Below are 519 nucleotides of genomic sequence, written 5' to 3'. Positions count from 1 at the left end.
TGCGCCGGGGGCCGGTCCGCGACCACCGGGTCGAAGGTCTGGCCGACCCCGTAGGCGGTGCCGAACGTGGCGGCCAGCGCGGCGGCGAACGCGGTGATCCTCGCTCCAGTCCTCATGACTCCACCATACCCCCGGGGGGTACCCTGTCAATTCCCGGCCGGGGCGGGTGGGCCCTTCGCGTGGATCTTGCGTACCGTGGGCACCCAGGACGACGTCACCTGGGAGAGACAGATGAGCGAGCTCACCAGACCCGTACCGGCCGCCGACGGACTGCGCAGGATCGCCGCCGAGGTGCTGAGCGACCTCAGAGCGGTGGACGGCGCCCTGTACGCGGCGGTCGCCGCCACCCCGACGCCGACGCTCGACCGCGCCCTGCGCCGGCTCTCCCACGCGGCCGACCACTCCAAGATCTCGTTCGCCATCGCCGGCGCGCTGTCCCTGGCCGGCTCCCGCCCGCGCAGGGCCGCGCTCGCCGGGGTCGGCGCCATAGCGGTGGCCTCGGCGTCGGCGAACCTGCTC

Annotated in this window: 1 pseudogene; it reads left to right on the top strand. The window is 74.4% G+C overall.

Going from position 1 to position 519, the window contains the following annotated elements:
* Positions 1-231: 231 nt before the first annotated feature.
* A pseudogene (locus CCN29_RS33130) lies at positions 232-519 on the top strand (phosphatase PAP2 family protein); the annotation flags it as partial.

Source organism: Streptomyces pseudogriseolus (genome assembly GCA_002154585.1).
GTDB lineage: Bacteria > Actinomycetota > Actinomycetes > Streptomycetales > Streptomycetaceae > Streptomyces > Streptomyces pseudogriseolus.
The sequence above is the reverse complement of the archived record's forward strand: the minus strand, read 5'-3'. Positions and strand labels throughout refer to the sequence as shown.